The sequence below is a fragment of the Protofrankia sp. Cas4 genome (genome assembly GCF_963555915.1).
Classification (GTDB): Bacteria; Actinomycetota; Actinomycetes; order Frankiales; family Frankiaceae; genus Protofrankia.
Genome location: NZ_CAUVXL010000053.1, coordinates 25,082 through 43,219, shown reverse-complemented (window position 1 = coordinate 43,219; position 18,138 = coordinate 25,082). Strand labels below are relative to the sequence as shown.

Below are 18,138 nucleotides of genomic sequence, written 5' to 3'. Positions count from 1 at the left end.
CGGCGAATGGCTCGAATCGTTGGGCGCAACGCGCAGGTGACCACCGCCACCATCGTTGCGCTGGCGGCGAGCCTGCTACTGAACGCGGCGGCATGTTCGTCCCACTCCGCCGAACCCCCGCCGACTGTGATTGCTTCGACCAGCATTCCGAGCGCGACGCGGACCAGCGCGGTACCCACTCCGCTGGAATCCGCCTACACTACGACAATCGCGCGGAAGACGGCGAGAATTCACTTCACCTACGGGGCGACGCTCGTTTCCGTGTCCGGTCGCAAGCAGACAATCTCCACCACCGGCACGGGCACGGTCGACTTCGCCCACAGCACGAGCCAGACCGTGCGCGACGTCGAGGGCGGCGGCCGTAGCGAGGTGCGGATCATCGGCCCTGACTTCTACCAGCGCAGCGTCGCGGCCGGCGGCGCGCCGAGCTCGAGCCGGTGGACCCGGGTCGTCCCGGGTGGCGGAACCGGGGGTTCCGCCACCTCGCAGCCCTCGGCCAGCTCACCGCCCGCCGTGCAGCCCGGGGTCGGCGACGACGCGGCGCTGCGACTCGGCTTTCTCAGCGGTGCCGCGACTCCGGTGACCACCGTGGGCGAGGAATCCATCGACGGTGTCCAGACGATCCACTACAAGCTGCCGGTAAATCTGGAGACAGCCTCCCAGCGCGGAAACATCAGCACGGCCACCGTCGACTACTACAAGGGCATTCTCGGGACGGTGCTCCAGCCGACCGAGGCCTGGATCGACGCGGACGGGCTCATCCGCCAGCTCCGCATCACCGTCACCAGCGCACCGTCCGACGGCCCAGCCCCGCACACAGAGATCATCCGTACGGTGACCTACTCGGACTTCGGACTCCCCCTGAACATCACCGCTCCACCACCCAACGAGATCGCCCCAGACTGAGCTGAGCTGCCCGACCGGCAAACGCCCGAGCGGCGGGGTCCCGTACCGGATGCCCGTCAGTGCTCCGCAGACTGCGACCTCCGGGCGCGCGATCTGACGATCGTCGCGCGCCCTTTGGCCCGCTAGCCGGTCTCGACGGCGAGCGCGAACGGCAGTACTCCCACGGCCCCGGCGTGGCGCAGTGCCCTGGCGACGACGGTCATGGTCCAGCCGGTGACGATCAGGTCGTCCACCAGGAGAACCGGGCCGGGCAGCTTCCCCACGGCCACCCCGAGATCCTCAGGCACCGCGAACGCCTCCCAGAGACTGGCCAATCGGTGCGCACTGTTGTTCATCCGATACGCAGAGCGGTCATCGACAACCCGCTCGACCTGGCCGAGCAGGGGCAACCGCCCGATTGCGGCAATCTGCTCCCCCAGACTCGCGACAAGCTGTGGGCGACTGCGGGAGGCAACCGTGACCACCGCGGCCGGGCGTTGCCGCCACCCCCAGCCAGCCAGCACCCGCACCGCCGCGGCCACCAGATCGCCGCTCACCGGTGCATCCGGCGCGCCCTGCGCCACGAGCGGGCGCAGCCGGTTGCCCCAGCCGACACCGCCCAGGCGGGCGAGCGCCCGTCCCTGCTGCGCACCGGCCGCCTCCGGTATCCGGCCGGCGACGCCGATGCCCAGCGTGCGCATGCCCGTCGGCCACATCCGGCGTGGTTCGACCGCGGTGCCCGGGCGGTCCAGCTGCTCCTTCGCACTCACCCGGGCGGCTTCGGAGACCACGCCGGGCCACCGGCGGCCGGTGCAGGTGTCGCAGCGTCCGCACGGTGCCGCGGTGGGATCGTCCAGCTCACGACGAAGAAACTCCAGCCGGCAGCCGGTGGTGGCGATGTAGTCGAGCATCGCCTGCTGCTCGCGCGCACGGCTGGCGCCGACCCTGGCGAAACGTTCGGTGTCGTAGGCCCAGGGTGCCCCGGTGGCCTCCCAGCCACCGCGGACCCGCCGGACCGCACCGTCGACGTCGAGCACCTTCAGCATGGCCTCGAGCCGCCCATGCCCGACGTCCACGCGTGCCAGCAACGCCTGGGTGGACATCGAGGATGTCGCCCCCGCGAGTGTGCTCAGCACCCCCTCGACCACGCTCTGCGCGGGGAAGGAGGCGTCCGCGAAATACGCCCAGATGTCGCTGTCCTCCTGGGCCGGTAGCAATACGACCTCGGCCCGCTCAACCGCGCGGCCGGCCCGACCGATCTGCTGGTAGTAGGCGATCGGAGACGGCGGCGCTCCGACGTGGACGACGAACCCCAGATCGGGTTTGTCGAAACCCATGCCCAGCGCACTGGTCGCGACCAGGGCCTTCACCCGGTTGGCCAGCAGGTCCTCCTCGGCCGCGATCCGCTCGGCGGGTTCGGTGCCACCGTGGTAGGTCGCGACGGCGAAACCGGCAGTGGTGAGGAACGCGGTGAGCTCCTCGGCCGCGGGCTTGGTCAGCGTGTAGATGATCCCGGAGCCGGGCAGGCCCGGCAGCTGGTCGGCCAGCCAACCGAACCGCTGCTCGGCGCCTGGCAACGCCACCACCGCCAGGCGCAGGCTCTCCCGGTCGAGCGTCCCGCGCAGGACGAGCGTCTCGCCGCGCCAGCCCGGATTCATCCCCAGGTGCCCGTCGGAGCCTCCGGCCGCGCGAAGAGAATCATGATCGCGCGGCCGGAGGCCTGTCAGCTGTTCAGCGACATCGTCGGTGACCCTCGCGTTGGCGGTCGCCGTCGTCGCGAGAACCGGCACATCCGGGCGCAGCCCTGCCAGAAGCGTGCGCAACCGGCGGTAGTCCGGCCGGAAGTCGTGCCCCCAGTCGGAGATGCAGTGCGCCTCGTCCACGACGACCAGGCCGGTCGTGGCCGCGAGTTCGGGCAGGTAGGCGTCACGGAAGGTCGGGTTGTTCAACCGTTCGGGACCAACCAGGAGCACGTCGAGTTCGCCGGCGCGCAGCTGCGCGTAGACCGCGTCCCACTCCGTCACGTTGCCCGAATGGATCTCGCCGGCCCGAATGCCGGCCCGCGCCGCCGCGGCCACCTGGTTCCGGATGAGCGCGAGCAGCGGCGAGACGATCACGGTCGGGCCGGCACCGACCGATCGCAGCAGGGCTGTTGCGATGAAGTACACGGCGGACTTGCCCCAGCCGGTCCGCTGGACCAGCAGGACCCGGCGGCGCTCGGCGACCAGCGCACGGATTGCCTGCCACTGGTCCTCCCGCAGGCGCGCGGTCGGACCGGCGAGCGTGTGCAGCAGCGCCTCGGCCCGTGCCCGCAGGTCACCGTCGGCGTCAGCGGTCTGACCGGGGTCTGTCTGACCGGGATCTGTCTGACCGGGATCGGCTGGTGGGCGCTGTTCCACTGGCATACAACCTTCGTACCGCACGCCACCGACAAACCCGCCAGCCGCCGGGTCGCCCCGGGTCAACCCGCATCCTCGCCACCGCCCGCCGCATCCGGCACGACGCTGCGCGGCCCATCAGCGCCGGCTGGATCCGGTCCGCCTTCTGCCGCCGGATCCGGTCCGTCCCGGGTCTCATCCGTGCCAGGAGTAGGGATGACTCGTCCGAATGCGGGGCGTACCAGCCGAGGCTTGGCGATAGCCGGCTCCCCGAAGTCCGCCCGGCGAATCCGGCAGTACGCCGTCCGGGAATCGCCGGCCGCGCGGCCGATACCGAAGGCAGCCGCCGCGGACAGGTACGCGAACGCGTCGGCCCGGTCCATGCCGAGTCGGGTGGACAGAAAGAGCAGGGCCGAGCGCGTTGCCCGGCGCACGGCATCCGCGAGATCGGCGTGTGCCCCCATCGAAATCCAATGGGTGTCGGTCTCGACGAAAGGTTCGCGCAGCGCTCCGAGAGCGGACCGAGCGACGGATTCCTTTACCACGGTCAGCCGGAAGGTCGCGCGCAGCGGCCCTTCAAGCGCAACCATGGCGATCTTTCCTTCACCCGACGAATAATGCGGGTCACCAACGGCAAACAGCGCGCCGGGGACCCCCACCGGAAGAAACAACCGGGCACCGACACTCAGGTCCCCGCAGTCGAGAGCTCCGCCATGTGTTCCGACCGAGGTCGAACGAACCGGACCGGCACCGTCGATCGCCACCGACATGATGCCCATGAACGGCGACAGCGGAAAACGCACCTTCCGGTTCCCGGTTCCACCCAGCGCCCCGAAAAGCCTGCCCCGGCGCCGTTCGACGGTACAGAAGCTGCTCGTCGTCCGGAAAGCCGTCCAGTTACGGGCATTCGCGTCGGGACCGGGAGGGTCGCCTTCGGGGAACTCCCCGGCGAGCAACCCCGCGCCGTGCCGGGTCGACACAACGCCATACCTGGCTCGAGGATGCAGCGAAACCACATCCACCCGCAGCACGTCACCGCGCTCAGCACCGTGGACGAACACCGGGCCGGTCACCACGTGTGGACCGTCCACGCCGAACCGGTGCGGGATACCAGAAGAAGCGATCATGCGGGCGTCGTCGAGAACCTCGGAAGTCGCGACACCGAAGCCGGCGAAGAAGGCGTCCGGGTCGCGCCCCTGGTCGTCGAGGATCCCCTCCTGGCTGACCGTGTCGACCGTCACCGTGGCGCCCGACTCCACGCTCAGCACGGGCCGGGTCTCGGCAGTAGGCAGGTGCCCCCACCGGACCGTTTCCGGGGTGGACGGCAGGTAGTGCTTTCCGTCCACTTTTCCCTTGCCGGGCTGCAGCGCCACTACTGCGCTACCACCGAGGCATCCGGGGCCGCCGGCGGCGCCCGGGACGACAAATCCGGTCAAGGCCGCCAGCCGTCTCGGACACCGGGCCAGGACGGCTCCCCGGCAAGGAGCCCCGACCTGCGAACTGGTCATGACGCGGCACGGGCGTCAGATTCGCAGTGAAACATGACACATCTGTTTCTGCCGTGTTGCAGTCCCACTCATTCCCACTCGACCGACCTCGTCCACCACGGTCATGCGTCAGACACGGGTGAGGAGGAGGGAGCCGACCGCGTCCACCTCGGCGGTCCAGCCGGCACGCACCAGGCAGGTCGCCTCGGCGAACTCGACGATCGCCGGCCCTGCGACGCCGTCGCCCGGCCCCAACCCCGCGCGGGGCACGACAGCCACGTCCTGCCAGGAACCATCCAGGTACACAGAGCGCCGGCCGCGCACCGCCGCGGGATCGGCGGCCGGGGCGGCCAGCCGGGGGCGCCGACCCGGCACTGTCATGACCATCCGCACGGCCACCACCTCGACATCCCGGCCGGGGGCCACATGCCCGTACCTGCGCATGTGCTCGGCTTCGAAGGCCGCCCGCACCCGGCTGACGGAAACACCATCACCGGCTCCCGGCAGCCCGCGCCCGCGCCCGGACGCGGACGCGGACGCGGACGCGGCCACGATCGTCAGCTCGTGCGACTGGCCGGTATACCGGCAGTCGACCAGTAGTTCGACCGTGAGCGCGGGCAGGTCCGCGGGCGGGGCATCTCCGGCTGCGGTCCTGGCCAGCTCGGCGAAGGCCGCGGCCAGGTCGACGTCGGCGAGCAGGCCACGCACGGCGCGCAGGTAGTCCCGGCGGACGTCGCCGAGGGCAAGGCCCAGCGCGGACAGCACGCCGGCGGCCAACGGCACCAGCACCCGGTGCATCCCCAGCTCCTCGGCCAGCGCGCACGCATGCATCCCACCCGCACCGCCGAAGGCCACCAGGGTCAGGTCCCGCGGGTCAAGCCCACGTTCCACCGAGACCACCCGCAGCGCCCGGACCATCTCCGCGTCGGCAACGGCGACCACACCGGCCGCCGCGGCCACCGCGGCCACCGCGGCCAGGTCTCCCCCGCTCGTCCCCGATGCGCTCGTCCTCAATTCCATACCGAGGGCTGCCAACGCGTTGTGGGCGGACGCGCGCGACAGGCTGACCTCGCCACCGAGACTCGCGCCGTCGGCCAGAGCGCCGAGTACCAGGTCCGCGTCGGTCACCGTCGGCTCGGTCCCCCCGCGGCCGTAGCATGCCGGGCCGGGGTCGGCGCCGGCCGAGCGGGGCCCGACCCGCAGCGCCCCGCCGGAGTCCACCCATGCCACCGACCCACCGCCGGCGCTCACCGAGTGCACGTCCACCGTGGGCAACGTGATCGGTATGCCGGCCAGCATCGACTCGGCGGTGATCTGCACCCGTCCCCCCAGCACCGGCGCGACATCGGTGGATGTTCCGCCCATGTCGAAGGTGAGCAGATCGGCCACGCCCGACAGCCCCGCGACGTAGGCGGCACCGACCACTCCGCCGGCCGGCCCCGACAGCACGCATGCCGCGGCGTGAGCGGCTGCGGTCCCGAGATCCACCACCCCGCCGGAGGACTGCATGACCAGGGGCACCGGCAGCCCCGCGGCCACGCACCGGCGGGCGAGCGCCCGCAGGTAAGCCGACAGCGTCGGCGTCAGGTAGGCGTCGGCGACGGTGGTGGCGAACCGCTCGTACTCCCGGAACTGCGGCAGCACCTCGTGTGAGGCCACCACGGTGACCCCGGGCAGGCTGCTGCGCAGCACGTCGGCGACCTGGCGTTCGTGCTCGGGATGGACGAAGGAGAACAGCAGGCACACGGCCACGGCCTGAAGATCGTCAACAGTCGCGAGTGCCGCGGCGACCTCCCGCGGACTGTCCTCATCCAGCGCAATGATCACACCGGCCGGCCCGGTGCGCTCCACGACGGTGTAGCGGAGTTCGCGCGGCACCAGTGCCGGCGGGCGATCGCGGGTGAGGTCGTAAAGCGCCGGCCGGTTCTGCCGACCGATCTCGATGATGTCGGCGAACCCGTGGGTGGTCACCAGAGCGGTACGCGCCCCCCTCCGCTCCAGCAACGCGTTGGTGGCAACCGTGGTGCCGTGGGCGAAGCGCTCGACCGTTGCGGGCTCGAAAGCCCCGTGCCCGGGGTGCCCGGGCCCTGCGCTCCCGGAGCCGGTAGCGAAACCGGCACCACGGACGGCGGCCAAGACGCCGACCGACGGGTCGGCGGGCACCGACGGCACCTTTGCGAAAACCAGCTGCCCGTTGTCGTCAACCGCGACCAGGTCGGTGAAAGTGCCACCCACGTCAACCCCGAGCCACACCGCCACGCGTGGATCCTCGCATGTCCCAGATCCCGTCGCGGATCCCGTCGCGAATGCCCGGATCGGGACGGTCCCTGTCAGATACTGGCACACTTCCCATGCCCGTGGCCTGTCTCACGGGTCACAGCGTTCGGACAGATCAGATGAAGCCGACGAGTAGCCTGAGCACACAGCAACGGAAGGGCCCGCACAGCGGGCCATAACAAAGGGTAGATAGAGGGGAACGCCCCCGTGACAGCACCGACGGTACCCGAGTCCGGACCCGACTTCGGCCCCAACGAGTGGCTGGTATTCGAGATCTACCAGCAGTATCTCGCGGACCCTGAGAGTGTTTCGCCGGAGTGGCGCGAGTTCCTCTCCGACTATCAACCGGGCGAGGTGAACGGGCAGCCGAGTACGACCGGGCCCGTCCCCCCTGTTGTCACAGCTGGTTCGGTGCCGCAGCCGAGCCAGGTGGACGCGGCGCCCACCGGCGCACCGAGTGCCGCGGCGCCCAGCGCGCCTGCGCCTGCACCGGCCCGGACATCGGCGCCGACATCCAGGTACGTCGCACCAACCCCGACCAACGGCGTCCCGACCTCGCCACTGCGTGGTGCCGCCGCCCGGGTCGTCGCCAACATGGAGACGTCCCTGCACGTCCCGACGGCGACCTCCGTACGCGCGGTCCCGGCCAAGCTGATCGCGGATAACCGGATCGTCATCAACCGGCACCTGGCCCGTTCCCGTGGCGGCAAGGTCTCGTTCACCCATCTGATCGGGTATGCGATGGTCAAGGCCCTTGAGACGGCGCCGGCCATGAACTACTCGTATGGCGAGATCGACGGCAAGCCGACGCTGGTCGCACCGGAGTACGTCAACCTCGGTCTCGCCATCGACCTGGTCAAGGGGTCGTCCCGGCAGCTGGTGGTGGCCGCGGTCAAGCAGGCCCAGGCCATGGACTTCAGCCAGTTCTGGCTCACCTACGAAGATCTTGTACGGCGGGCCCGGACGAACAAGCTCACCGCCGACGACTTCGCCGATGTGACGATCACTCTGACCAACCCCGGGGGCATCGGCACCGTGCATTCGGTTCCGCGCCTCATGCAGGGCCAGGGGACGATCATCGGTGTCGGTGCCATGGAATACCCGGCCGAATTCCAGGGCGCCTCCACCGAGACGCTGGCGAAGCTGGCGGTCTCAAAGATCATCACGCTGACCAGCACCTACGACCACCGGATCATCCAGGGTGCGCAGTCCGGCGAGTACCTGCGTCGCATGCACCAGCTGTTGCTCGGCGAGGATGACTTCTACGAGGGAATCTTCCGCTCGCTGCGCATCCCGTACGAGCCGGTGCGGTGGGTCACCGACATCACCTCGTCCCACGAAGGTGACCTCGACCACGGCACCCGGGTCCTCGAACTGATCCACGCCTACCGGGTGCGCGGACACCTCATGGCCGACACGAACCCCCTCGAGTTCGCCATCCGCAGCCATCCCGACCTCGACATCATCAGCCACGGCCTGACCCTGTGGGACCTCGACCGCGAGTTCCCCGTCGACGGCTTTGCCAGCCACCGTAGGATGACGCTACGCGATATTCTCGGTGTCCTGCGGGACTCCTACTGTCGTCGGGTCGGCATCGAGTACATGCACATCCAGGAGCCCGACGAACGGGGCTGGATCCAGCAGCGGGTCGAGCGGGCCGCTGAGCGGCCAGACCCGGCCGAGCAGCTGCACGTCCTTGAGCGGCTCGGTGCGGCCGAGGCGTTCGAGTCGTTCCTGCAGACCAAGTACGTGGGGCAGCGGCGGTTCTCCCTCGAAGGCTCCGAATCGGCGATCCCGTTGCTCGACGAGGTACTCCAGCGGGCCGCCGAGGCGGAAATGGATGAGGTCACCTTCGGGATGGCCCACCGCGGCCGCCTGAACGTGCTGGCGAACATCGTCGGCAAGTCCTATCGACAGATCTTCGCCGAGTTCGAGGGCTACGTCGACCCGCAGACCGCACACGGTTCGGGCGATGTGAAGTACCACCTCGGCGCGGAGGGCCTCTACACCAGCCCGGACGGCCGTCAGGTGCGGATTTCGCTCGTGTCCAACCCGTCCCACCTGGAGGCGGTCGACCCGGTGCTCGAAGGTGTCACCCGGGCCAAGCAGGACATGCTCAACAAGGGTCCCGAGGGGTTCACCGTCCTGCCCGTGCTCGTCCACGGGGATGCAGCCTTCGCCGGCCAGGGTGTGGTCGCCGAAACGTTGAACCTTTCGCAGCTGCGCGGTTACCGCACCGGCGGGACTGTGCACGTCGTCATCAACAACCAGGTCGGGTTCACGACCTCGCCGATCGCCAGCCGCTCGTCGGTGTATGCGACCGACGTCGCCCGGATGGTGCAGGCCCCGATCTTCCACGTGAACGGGGACGACCCCGAGGCGTGTGTCCGGGTGGCCCGGTTGGCCTTCGAGTACCGGCAGGCGTTCCACAAGGACGTCGTCATCGACATGGTGTGCTACCGGCGGCGCGGGCACAACGAGATGGACGAGCCGTCGTTCACCCAGCCGCTGATGTACGACACGATCGCCACGAAGCGGTCGGTCCGCAAGCTCTACACCGAAGCGCTGATCGGCCGTGGTGACATCACGCTGGCCGAGGCCGAGCAGGCCATGAAGAACTACTCGGCGCAGCTGGAGAAGGCGTTCGCGGAGACCCGTGACACCACCCAGCGCCCGGCTCGCGGACCCCGGCTGGTGACGACACCGGCGGAGGCCGCAGCGGCCGCCGCCGTGTCCACCGCCGTGTCCCTGGACACCATCAAGATGATCATCGACACGCAGACCGCCCTGCCGGCCGGATTCACCGTCCACCCCCGGCTGCGCCCGCAGCTCGAACGCCGAGCCCAGATGATCGCGAACGGAACGATCGACTGGGCGTGCGCGGAGACCATCGCGTTCGGTTCAATCCTGCTCGACGGTCGGCCCATCCGCCTTGCCGGGCAGGACAGCCGGCGCGGCACCTTCGGCCAGCGGCACGCCGTTCTGGTCGACCGGCACACCGGTGAGGACTACTCCCCGCTGAAGTCGCTGGAGGCCGAGGACGGCGCCGGCACCTTCTACGTCCACGACTCGCTGCTGAGCGAGTTCGCGGCGATGGGTTTCGAGTACGGCTACTCGGTGGCCCGCCCAGAAGCGCTCGTGCTGTGGGAGGCACAGTTCGGCGACTTCGCGAACGGGGCGCAGTCGATCATCGATGAGTTCATCGCGGCGGGTGAAGCCAAGTGGGGCCAGCGCAACTCGGTCGGCCTCCTGCTCCCGCACGGCTATGAGGGTCAGGGCCCGGACCACTCCTCCGCCCGGATCGAGCGGTTCCTGTCGCTGTGCGCCGAGAACAACATGGTGGTCTCCGCCCCGTCGAGCCCGGCCAGTTACTTCCATCTGCTGCGTCGTCAGGCGCTCTCGCCGGTGCGGCGTCCGATGGTGGTGTTCACCCCCAAGTCGATGCTGCGACTGAAGGCCGCGACCTCGACGGTCGAGGAGCTGACGTCCGGGTCATGGCGGCCGGTGATCGACGATGCCGGGATCAGCGACCGGGCTGGCGTCCGGAAGGTACTGCTTTCAGGCGGGAAGGTCTACTACGACCTCCTGGCCGAGCAGACCGGCAAGAAAGTCCTCGACACCGCGCTCGTCCGGATCGAACAGCTCTACCCGACGCCGGTCACGGAGCTCGGTGACGTCCTGAAAAGCTACCCGAACCTGGCCGACGTGGTCTGGGTCCAGGAGGAGCCGGCCAACCAGGGTGCCTATCCGCACATGGCCATCCACCTGCCCGACGCCCTGCCAGCGGGGCTACGGTTGCGTCGGGTGTCACGCAAGGCGTCGGCCGCGCCCGCGTCCGGGTCCTCCTCGGTGCACGAGAAGGAGCAGAAGGCGCTGGTCGAGGCGGCGTTCACCGCATAGCGCTCCGGAGACTGCGGCCTCCGGGCGCGCGATCTGACGATCATCACATGCCCTTTGGCCCTCTGAGAGCGCCTGAAAGAGGGGCCGGGAAGCGGAGCGGACGGTGTACTTCACCGACAGGGGTATCGAGGAGCTGTCGACGCGTCGCGGTGGGGAGACCGTGACGCTCGACTGGCTCGCCGACGAGTTGCGCGCGTTCGTCGATCTGCATCCTCAATACGAGGATGCAGTCGAGGAACTGGCCACCTACCTGGCCCGGCTCGACGACCCGGACGGCTGAGACGGGCACGGCTGAGACGGGCACGGCTGAGACCGGCCGGAATCGGCGGCTGACGGCCACCTCAGATCGGCCTCGGACGGTGAGCATCAGACGGTGAGGACGAGTTTGCCGAAGACCTCGCCGCCGGCCAACTGCGCGAACGACGCGCGCGCATCCGCCAACGGCCGGACATCGGCGATGAGCGGCCGTAGGCCGACGCGATCGGCCAGGGTCGCGAGGTCGGCCAGCTCGTCGCGGGTGCCCATGGTCGAACCGATCACCGACAGTTGCAGGAAGAAGATCCGGTTCAACTCGGCCGGCGGGTTCGCGCCACTCGTCGCGCCGGCGCACACGATCCGGCCGCCTGGACGCAGCGCCCGCACCGAGTGCGCCCAGGTCGCCGCGCCAACAGTCTCGATGACCGCATCCACCTTGACCGGTAGCCGTGCCCCGGATTCGAACGCCCCGTCCGCACCGATCTTGATGGCCCGCTCACGTTTGGATGCCTCTCGCGAGGTGACGAAAACGGTATGGCCGGCAGCCTTCGCGATCATGATCGCGGCGGTGGACACACCACCACCCGCACCCTGCACCAGCACGGTGCCACCACCGGCGGGCGGCAGTCCGGCCCGGTTGACGACCATCCGGTAGGCGGTCAGCCAGGCCGTCGGCAGGCAGGCGGCCTCCTCGAAGGACAGCGACGCGGGCTTGGGCACGAGGTTGCGCCGCGGTACGGTCACCACCTCGGCAAGGGTTCCCTGATGCAGCTCCGAGAGCAGCGAACGTCGCGGGTCAAGCGTCTCGTCGCCGCCACCCGCGGCCGGGTCACCGACGACCGCGTGGACGATGACATCCTCGCCGTCCGCGCTCACGCCGGCCGCATCACACCCCAGGATCATCGGCAGCCGGTCCGCCGGTAGCCCAACCCCGTGCAGGCTGAAAAGATCATGATGGTTGAGCGCTGCCGCCCGGACGGCCACCGTCGTCCAGCCGTCGGGGACGGAGGGTTCTGGCCGCTGCGTGACAGCCAGACCAGACAGCGGATCGTCAGGGCTCTGCGAGACGGCGGAAACAGCGAGCATCGGTACACAGTAGAGCCGCTGCGGATGCAATGCGGCCCAGTGGATGCGCCCGCGGATGCGAAGGCGACTGCCACCGATCGGCACAGCGAGACACAGCGACACCAGCCCAAAACCCACCCGACAGACAATCGATATGATCACAATAAACGGGTGGGTAAGCTCACGAGCAGCGCGGCGCCCATCGCGTGGCCGTCCAAACTGTGCTCCACTCTTCGATGTGGTGTCACACAAACAGGTACCGGCGACCAGTATGGGCTCGTCCCGATGGTTCCGCCGCAGACAGCGCACGCCCGTTCTGGTAGCCGACCCTGCACCATCTGCACACGCCGGCAACGACACGATCGTCATCGTCTCGGCGACGGACTTCGTCTCCTGTAGCTACAAAGGATGCGGGACGCTCCGGCCCTTGGTGGACGCCTCCGAGAACCGCCCGTGCGCCGGCTGCGGACGTGTCTGAACCCGGGACGCCCGCCTGAGCTGGGATGCCGGCCTGGGCCCGGGGAACCTGGGCAGTGTGCCCAGGTTCCCCGGGGTCGGCATCCCCCGCAGGGAGCCGCCGTTACCGACGGGCGACACCTTCGGGTTACCGACGGGCGACACCTTCGGGTTACCGACGGGCGACACCGTCGACGCGGGCCTGCTGCGCCACGGCGGCGGCAACCGCCGGCGCCACCCGGTCGTCGAACACACTCGGGATGATGTGCCGCTCGGTCAACTCATCCGCGATCACCGAGGCGAGAGCGTTGGCCGCCGCCAACTTCATCGGCTCGGTGATCCGGCTCGCGCGAACATCCATTGCTCCACGGAACACGCCCGGGAAGGCCAACACGTTGTTGATCTGGTTCGGGTAGTCGCTTCGACCGGTCGCCACGACCCGGGCGTAGCGGTGCGCAACCTCCGGGTCGACTTCGGGATCGGGATTCGCCATGGCGAAGACGATCGACTCCGGCGCCATCGACGCCACCGCATCCTCGGGCACCTTGCCCGAAGACAGACCGATGAAGACGTCGGCTCCGGCGAGCGCATCGTTGATCGAACCCGACAGGCCGGCCCGGTTGGTCTCGGCCGCGACCATCGCCTTGATCGGAGTGAGGTCGGAACGCCCGGTGTGCAGCATGCCACGACTGTCACCGACCGCAATGTCCCCGATACCGGCCGCCAGTAGGATGCGGGTCACGGCCACACCCGCGGCACCCGCGCCGGACACGACCACACGCAGGTCGCCCAGACGTCGGCCGGTCAGGCGAGCGGCGTTCTCAAGGGCGGCCAGCGTCACGATGGCCGTCCCGTGCTGGTCGTCGTGGAACACCGGGATGTCCAGCCGGCTCTGCAACAGCTGCTCGATGGCAAAGCACCGCGGCGCGGAGATGTCCTCCAGGTTGATGCCGCCGAAACCGGGCGCCAACCGGACGACGGTCTCCACGATCTCCTCAACCTCGGTGCAGTCGAGGCAGATCGGCACCGCGTCCACGCCGGCAAAGTGTTTGAACAGCGCGGCCTTGCCCTCCATGACCGGTAGCGCCGCGGCCGGGCCGATGTCGCCGAGCCCCAGCACCGCCGTGCCGTCGGTCACCACGGCGACCGCGTTGGACCTCCACGTGAAGTCGTCGGCAAGCGCGGGCTCGGCCGCTATGGCCATGCAGACCCGCGCGACGCCGGGAGTATAGGCGAGCGACAGGTCCTCACGGTCGTTCAACGCAACGGTCACAGCTAGGCCGATCTTCCCGCCCTTGTGCAGGACAAAGACGGGGTCGGTGTCGCGGCCGACCGATCCGGGCACGTCCGTGAGCGCGGCCGGCGCGGCCGGCACCCGCATGGACGGATCTGGCCCGGCATGACCAACGGAATGGTCGGTTGTGGCAGTCATCACATACTCCCTCGGACGAGATGCCTCGACGGGTGGGAGGCCTGGACGGCGAAGCCGGGGGTTGCCCGGGGATGCTGCCCAATATGACACGCGGACCCGTCGGCCCGCCCGCGAACGCCTCTGGACTCCGACTGAAGCACGCCCATGTGCCCGGACGCACAAGGTGCGCGCCGACGAACAGGCGGCGCGTCGAAACGCCGATGGATCAGCACAGCAACCCCAATGGAGCCGCGCTGGCCGAACCGGACCGGCGGCGCCGCAATGATCGACAACAGCCAGCCGCCATGGTCGGCAAGCCGACAGCACGGGCTGTTCAGGGTGCCCGCTGACAGCCGCGGACAAGTTGGCCACCCAAAGGGCATCATTACCCGGTACGGTGCGCGTTCGTGGAGGTTCATGAACTTGCGATAGCCGGCGCCTGGGTGTTCACCCCCCGCCAGCACACCGATGACCGAGGCACGTTCCTGGAGTGGTTCCGCTCCGAGACCGTTACCAAGGTGATCGGTCACCCACTCGATCTCGCCCAGGCGAACCACAGCGTGAGTCGGCGCGGGACGCTGCGTGGCGTCCACTACGCCGATATCCCGCCCAGCCAGGCCAAATATGTCACCTGTGTGCACGGCCAGGTCCTCGACTGTGTGGTCGACATCCGAATCGGCTCGCCGACCTACGGCACGCATCAGGCGGTCGTGCTCGACGACGTTGACCGGCGGGGCCTCTACCTCGCCGAGGGGCTCGGTCACGCCTTCATGGCACTCACCGACAACGCGGCGATCTCCTACCTCTGTTCGACGCCCTACAACCCCTCACACGAGCACGGCATCGACCCGCTTGACCCTGAACTGGCATTGCCGTGGCCACCGGAGGTGCCGCCGCTGTTGTCCGAGAAAGACGCTGCTGCCCCGTCGCTGAGGGACGCCGAAGCCGCGGGCCTGCTCCCCTCCTACTCCGACTGCCTCGCCTTCTATGCAGCCCTGCGCAGCCAGCAGGGCCGCGGCCAATAGCGGGCGACGACCCTGCCCAGGACGTCCTGCGACGGCACAGAGCCGAAGGTCGCGCTGTCCGTGCCGAACATGACGTTGTCGGATCGCAGCCACCACGACCCGTCGGGTTCGACGAAGGCCGCACGCTTCACCCCGAGCCCGCGCCCGGGCAGCCGCGCCACGACCACATCTCCCACCTGTGGGGCCACCCCCCACAGCACCACACACGCATCACCGTCGCGCAGGGTCGGCAGCATGGACTCCCCACTGACCCAGACCGCCCGTACCGCAACACCTCGGCTCACCCGGGTAGGTTGCCAGAGGGTGGGGACAGAGCCCAGATGCCGTCCAGGATCGCTCCGGCCCGCCGCGCCTGACGGCCACCTTGCACCTTGCACTTTGCACCCACCTGATGTTCCTCATCGGTCCAGCGGACGAGATACGTCCAGCATGACGAGAAAGGACGGCGGCATGAGCCTCCTGCGTCCAAAGACAACGGTCAGCGCCCACTGCGACCTGCCCTGCGGGGTCTACGACCCGGCCCAGGCGAGGATCGAAGCGCAGTCGGTGAAGGCAATCCAGGAGAAGTACCAGGCGAACGAGGACCCGGCCTTCCGCGCCCGTGCGCTGGCCATCAAGGAGGAGCGCGCCGAGCTGGTCAAGCACCACCTGTGGGTGCTGTGGACCGACTACTTCAAGCCCAACCACGTCGAGAAGTACCCCGACCTGCATGATCTGTTCTGGCAGGCCACCAAGGCGGCGGGAGCGGCCGGCGCCAAGGGTTCGGTCGACCCGGCCGACGGGCAGCAGTTGCTTGAGCTCATTGACCGGATCTCCACGATCTTCTGGGAGACCAAGGCCGCATAGAAACAGCGTTCCTGACGGATCGGCTCCACCGATCCGTCAGGAACGGCTCCGCTCTGCCCGGCCCGGTCCGACCCGGCTGACTTGCCACATCGCGGGACACGGGAAGCGGGACGAATACCCTTATTCTTCCAGAAAGATCAGTTTTTTCGTCTCGGTAGGACCATCTCCATATCCAGGGCGATGGGACGTAGTCGGAATCACCGTCACAATCGCCAGAATTGATCACCCGACCTGCGATGACACCGCAGCGCTGGGTACGGTGGTCTTCACGTGGCACGAGCTGGGAACGGACGCCGGCGGCCGAGGACGGGGCGATCATGGATTTTCGCGCCGCCGGAGGCCCACAGCGACACGAGCGGCCGAGGGCGGCGCGATCATGATTTTTCACGCCGCCGGAGGCCCTGAGCGACAAGGGGGTACCGCGGTGGACACGACGCCGAAGACCGGAACCGCGAACGGTCAGGGCGGTGTCCCGGGTGGCGGGGCCCCCGGTACCGGGGCCTCCACCAGCACAGTTCCCAGCTCCGGAGTGCCTGGTGGCGGGCTGCGGGACATTGTGCAGCTCACGCTTCCCGCGGCAAGCGCCTACCTGTCGGTGCTTCGGACCGCAACGGCCTCGCTAGCGGCCCGTGCCGACTTCACCCTCGACGACATCGAGGACCTGCGGATCGCCGTGGACGAAGCATGTGCTCTGCTCCTGCTGTCGGCTGTGCCCGGGTCGAACCTGGAATGCACCTTCGAGCTCGCCCCCGGAGTCATCCAGGTCGCGGTGACGGTGCTCAGCCTGGACGGCGAACCCCCGTCCACCGACACGTTCGCCTGGACGGTGCTGACCGCCCTCGCCGATGAGGTCTCCAGCTCGGTGACCGCCGATCCCCGGGTCACCATCAGGCTGCGAAAGCGGCGCGGTGTGCCCGAAGACCGAGTGCCCGAGAACCGAGTGCCCGAGAACCGAGTGCCCGGCCCCACGACCGCCGAGACTCGGGCTACCACGACACCATGGACCGGGAACGCGGGCGCGCCGAGCAACGGACCGGTGGGCGCGCCGTGACCGCAGGGCGCACGCGACCGTTGCAGGACGCCGTGACCCCGGCCACGCAACGCTCGCGGCCTTTGCTTGACGACACCCACGGCCTCATCGCCCAGAACGCATCGGCCCCCGCCGCAGCAACCCCCGATGATGCCGCCGAGCACGAGTCGCCCGCAGGTGGGCCAGGTGGACCAGGCGGACCAGGCGGAGGCGACATCCCGCCGCCGGCGTCCGCCGCGCCCAGTGCGGCGGTCACGGCGCAGGCCAGGCCAGACAACGATCCACGCTACGGTTCGAGCCATCCAGGCGGGACCAACGACCGGGCGCGCGCCCGCGAACTGTTCGCCCAGCTGGTCGCGATGCCCGACCGCACCCCCGAACGGGCCGAGATCCGCGACCAGCTCGTCCGGATGCACCTGCCGCTGGTGGAGTACCTGGCCCGTCGCTTCCGTAACCGCGGCGAGCCGCTCGACGACCTGACCCAGGTCGCGACGATCGGATTGATCAAGTCTGTTGACCGCTTCGATCCCGAGCGCGGGGTGGAGTTCTCCACCTATGCGACGCCTACCATCGTCGGCGAGATCAAGCGGCACTTCCGGGACAAGGGCTGGGCGATCCGGGTTCCGCGACGGCTGCAGGAACTCAAGCTGTCGCTGACGAAGGCCACCTCGGAGCTGTCCCAGACGCTCGGCCGGTCGCCGACGGTGAGTGAGATCGCCGCCCATCTCCAGATGACCGAGGAGGAGGTACTGGAGGGCCTGGAGTCCGCCAACGCCTACTCGGCGGTGTCGCTGGATGCCCCGGACTCAGGCGACGACGAAGCCCCGGCGGTAGCCGACACCCTCGGGGTCCAGGACGAGTCCCTCGAAGGGGTCGAGTACCGGGAGTCGCTCAAGCCGCTGTTGGAAAAGCTGCCGCCGCGGGAGAAGCGAATCCTGCTGCTGCGGTTCTTCGGAAACATGACGCAGTCGCAGATCGCCGCGGAGCTCGGGATCTCGCAGATGCACGTCTCACGGCTGCTCGCACGCACCCTGGCCCAACTCCGTCGCGGCCTGCTGGAGGACGCCTGACGACCAAAGGCGGCGCGATCATGGTTCTTCGCGCCACCGGCCGGCCGAGCTCT

General features: G+C 69.1%; 13 protein-coding genes. 7 read left to right on the top strand and 6 right to left on the bottom strand.

The window, feature by feature from the left end:
- Window positions 1–6: 6 nt before the first annotated feature.
- Window positions 7–906, top strand: coding sequence for a hypothetical protein (locus U9979_RS05780; protein ID WP_322778549.1), 900 nt, complete (start codon window positions 7–9; stop codon window positions 904–906).
- A 122-nt stretch (window positions 907–1,028) separates the two neighbouring features.
- On the opposite strand, the gene U9979_RS05775 is transcribed toward U9979_RS05780, so the two are convergent.
- The 3 genes from U9979_RS05775 to U9979_RS05765 all read right to left on the bottom strand — a co-directional run bounded on the left by U9979_RS05775 (window position 1,029) and on the right by U9979_RS05765 (window position 7,009).
- Window positions 1,029–3,290, bottom strand: coding sequence for a RecQ family ATP-dependent DNA helicase (locus U9979_RS05775; RefSeq protein ID WP_322778548.1), 2,262 nt, complete (start codon window positions 3,288–3,290; stop codon window positions 1,029–1,031).
- Between the two features lie 56 nt (window positions 3,291–3,346).
- The gene (locus U9979_RS05770) at window positions 3,347–4,699 is read right to left on the bottom strand and encodes an acetamidase/formamidase family protein (RefSeq protein WP_322778547.1); all 1,353 of its coding nucleotides are present in this window, start codon (window positions 4,697–4,699) and stop codon (window positions 3,347–3,349) included.
- A gap of 180 nt (window positions 4,700–4,879) precedes the next feature.
- Window positions 4,880–7,009 (bottom strand): hydantoinase/oxoprolinase family protein, encoded by a 2,130-nt coding sequence (locus U9979_RS05765; protein WP_322778546.1) that lies wholly within the window; start codon window positions 7,007–7,009, stop codon window positions 4,880–4,882.
- A gap of 225 nt (window positions 7,010–7,234) precedes the next feature.
- Here U9979_RS05765 and U9979_RS05760 point away from each other — a divergent pair, with 225 nt between their 5' ends.
- Together U9979_RS05760 and U9979_RS05755 are read left to right on the top strand one after the other, a co-directional pair.
- Window positions 7,235–10,927: a multifunctional oxoglutarate decarboxylase/oxoglutarate dehydrogenase thiamine pyrophosphate-binding subunit/dihydrolipoyllysine-residue succinyltransferase subunit gene (locus U9979_RS05760; RefSeq protein ID WP_322778545.1), complete on the top strand. Its 3,693-nt coding sequence runs from the start codon at window positions 7,235–7,237 to the stop codon at window positions 10,925–10,927.
- A 103-nt stretch (window positions 10,928–11,030) separates the two neighbouring features.
- On the top strand, window positions 11,031–11,207 hold the full coding sequence (locus U9979_RS05755; protein ID WP_322749123.1) for a DUF6104 family protein: 177 nt from the start codon (window positions 11,031–11,033) through the stop codon (window positions 11,205–11,207).
- Window positions 11,208–11,293: 86 nt separating this feature from the next.
- On the opposite strand, the gene U9979_RS05750 is transcribed toward U9979_RS05755, so the two are convergent.
- Both U9979_RS05750 and U9979_RS05745 read right to left on the bottom strand, forming a co-directional pair.
- A complete protein-coding gene (locus tag U9979_RS05750) occupies window positions 11,294–12,268 on the bottom strand; it encodes a zinc-binding dehydrogenase (RefSeq protein WP_322778562.1) in 975 nt (324 codons plus the stop codon).
- A gap of 607 nt (window positions 12,269–12,875) precedes the next feature.
- Window positions 12,876–14,084, bottom strand: coding sequence for an NADP-dependent malic enzyme (locus U9979_RS05745; protein WP_322749135.1), 1,209 nt, complete (start codon window positions 14,082–14,084; stop codon window positions 12,876–12,878).
- 437 nt (window positions 14,085–14,521) lie between these two features.
- Between U9979_RS05745 and rfbC the strand changes: the two genes are divergently transcribed.
- Complete coding sequence (rfbC, locus tag U9979_RS05740; RefSeq protein WP_322749122.1) at window positions 14,522–15,139, top strand: dTDP-4-dehydrorhamnose 3,5-epimerase; 618 nt, start codon at window positions 14,522–14,524, stop codon at window positions 15,137–15,139.
- Here rfbC and U9979_RS05735 read toward each other — a convergent pair.
- A complete protein-coding gene (locus U9979_RS05735) occupies window positions 15,100–15,423 on the bottom strand; it encodes a S24/S26 family peptidase (RefSeq protein WP_322749121.1) in 324 nt (107 codons plus the stop codon). The two genes, rfbC and U9979_RS05735, sit on opposite strands and share 40 nt — an antisense overlap.
- 166 nt (window positions 15,424–15,589) lie before the next feature.
- Here U9979_RS05735 and sodN point away from each other — a divergent pair, with 166 nt between their 5' ends.
- The 3 genes from sodN to U9979_RS05720 all read left to right on the top strand — a co-directional run bounded on the left by sodN (window position 15,590) and on the right by U9979_RS05720 (window position 18,085).
- Window positions 15,590–15,985, top strand: coding sequence for a superoxide dismutase, Ni (gene sodN, locus U9979_RS05730; protein WP_322749120.1), 396 nt, complete (start codon window positions 15,590–15,592; stop codon window positions 15,983–15,985).
- Window positions 15,986–16,409: 424 nt separating this feature from the next.
- Entirely contained in the window at window positions 16,410–17,036 is a 627-nt protein-coding gene (locus tag U9979_RS05725) for an anti-sigma factor (RefSeq protein ID WP_416219514.1), read from the top strand.
- Window positions 17,033–18,085, top strand: coding sequence for an RNA polymerase sigma factor SigF (locus tag U9979_RS05720; protein ID WP_322766647.1), 1,053 nt, complete (start codon window positions 17,033–17,035; stop codon window positions 18,083–18,085). The genes U9979_RS05725 and U9979_RS05720 overlap by 4 nt, the downstream gene beginning before the upstream one ends.
- Window positions 18,086–18,138: the final 53 nt, after the last annotated feature.

Bases quoted from the DNA above. Each gene is read 5' to 3' on its own strand.
- U9979_RS05780 (WP_322778549.1), top strand. From the start codon at position 7: ATGGCTCGAATCGTTGGGCGCAACGCGCAGGTGACCACCGCCACCATC.
- U9979_RS05775 (WP_322778548.1), bottom strand. From the start codon at position 3,290: ATGCCAGTGGAACAGCGCCCACCAGCCGATCCCGGTCAGACAGATCCC.
- U9979_RS05750 (WP_322778562.1), bottom strand. From the start codon at position 12,268: ATGCTCGCTGTTTCCGCCGTCTCGCAGAGCCCTGACGATCCGCTGTCT.
- U9979_RS05745 (WP_322749135.1), bottom strand. From the start codon at position 14,084: ATGCGGGTGCCGGCCGCGCCGGCCGCGCTCACGGACGTGCCCGGATCG.
- sodN (WP_322749120.1), top strand. From the start codon at position 15,590: ATGAGCCTCCTGCGTCCAAAGACAACGGTCAGCGCCCACTGCGACCTG.